Source organism: Streptomyces sp. NPDC014882, from assembly GCF_043081325.1.
In the GTDB taxonomy this organism is placed as follows: Bacteria; Actinomycetota; Actinomycetes; order Streptomycetales; family Streptomycetaceae; genus Streptomyces.
Window position 1 is genome coordinate 1 of sequence record NZ_JBIBWL010000033.1, and the last position, 1,586, is coordinate 1,586.

General features: G+C 68.3%; 2 protein-coding genes. Both read left to right on the forward strand.

Going from position 1 to position 1,586, the window contains the following annotated elements:
* Positions 1–655: alpha-glucosidase C-terminal domain-containing protein (locus ACF09K_RS34275; RefSeq protein ID WP_392249254.1), on the forward strand; the 655-nt coding region annotated here is incomplete at its 5' end.
* Positions 656–687: 32 nt separating this feature from the next.
* On the forward strand, positions 688–1,586 hold an 899-nt coding region (locus tag ACF09K_RS34280), incomplete at its 3' end, for an alpha-amylase family glycosyl hydrolase (RefSeq protein WP_392249255.1).

Here is a 1,586-nt window from a genome sequence, read left to right on the forward strand (position 1 = left end):
CTTCACCTGGCGCAACACCAAGGAAGAGCTCACCGAGTACCTGACGGAGCTGTCGGGCGAGGCGGCGAGCTACATGCGGCCCAACTTCTTCCCCAACACCCCCGACATCCTGCACGCCCACCTCCAGCACGGCGGGCGCCCCGCCTTCGAGGCCCGCGCGGTCCTGGCCGCGACCCTCTCCCCCGCCTGGGGCCTCTACAGCGGCTACGAACTGTGCGAGAACACCCCGCTCAGGCCGGGCAGCGAGGAGTACCTCGACTCGGAGAAGTACCAGCTGCGCCCCCGCGACTGGGACGCCGCCGCCCGCGAGGGCCGCACCATCGCCCCCCTGATCACCCGCCTCAACGAGATCCGCCGCACCCACCCCGCACTGCACCGGCTCCGCAACCTCCGCTTCCACGACACGGACAACGACTCCGTCATCGCCTACAGCAAACGCAGCGGCGAGGACACGGTGCTCGTCGTGGTCAACCTCGACCCCCACCACACCCAGGAGGCCACGGTCTCGTTGGACATGCCGCAACTCGGCCTGGACTGGCACGAGTCCGTGCCGGTGCGCGACGAACTCACCGGCGAGACCTACCACTGGGGCCGCGGCAACTACGTGCGCCTGGAGCCCGGCCGGACGCCGGCCCACGTGTTCCACGTCCGGTGACCCACAGCGCAGAGCGGAGACCCCAGAGCGCCATGACCGTCAACTCCCCCGTCCCGGACACCTTCGAGGACACCCCGGCCAAGGACCGCGATCCCGACTGGTTCAAACGCGCCGTCTTCTACGAGGTCCTCGTCCGCTCCTTCCAGGACAGCAACGGCGACGGCGTCGGCGACCTCAAGGGCCTCACCGCCAAACTCGACTACCTCCAGTGGCTGGGCGTCGACTGCCTGTGGCTGCCGCCCTTCTTCAAGTCGCCGCTGAAGGACGGCGGCTACGACGTCTCCGACTACACCGCCGTGCTGCCCGAGTTCGGCGACCTCGCCGACTTCGTGGAGTTCGTCGACGCCGCCCACCAGCGCGGCATGCGCGTCATCATCGACTTCGTCATGAACCACACCAGCGACCAGCACCCGTGGTTCCAGGAGTCCCGCAAGGACCCCGACGGCCCCTACGGCGACTACTACATGTGGGCCGACGACGACAAGCAGTACGCCGACGCCCGCATCATCTTCGTCGACACCGAGGTCTCCAACTGGACCTTCGACCCGGTACGGGGCCAGTACTTCTTCCACCGCTTCTTCTCCCACCAGCCGGACCTCAACTACGAGAACCCGGCCGTGCAGGAGGAGATCCTGGCCGCCCTCCGCTTCTGGCTGGACCTCGGGATCGACGGCTTCCGCCTCGACGCGGTGCCCTACCTCTACGCGTCCGAGGGCACCAACTGCGAGAACCTCCCGGCCACCCACGAGTTCCTCCGGCGGGTGCGCAAGGAGATCGACGCGCAGTACCCGGACACCGTGATCCTGGCCGAGGCCAACCAGTGGCCCGAGGACGTGGTCGACTACTTCGGCGACTACGCCACCGGCGGCGACGAGTGCCACATGGCCTTCCACTTCCCCGTCATGCCCCGCATCTTCATGGCCGTGCGCCG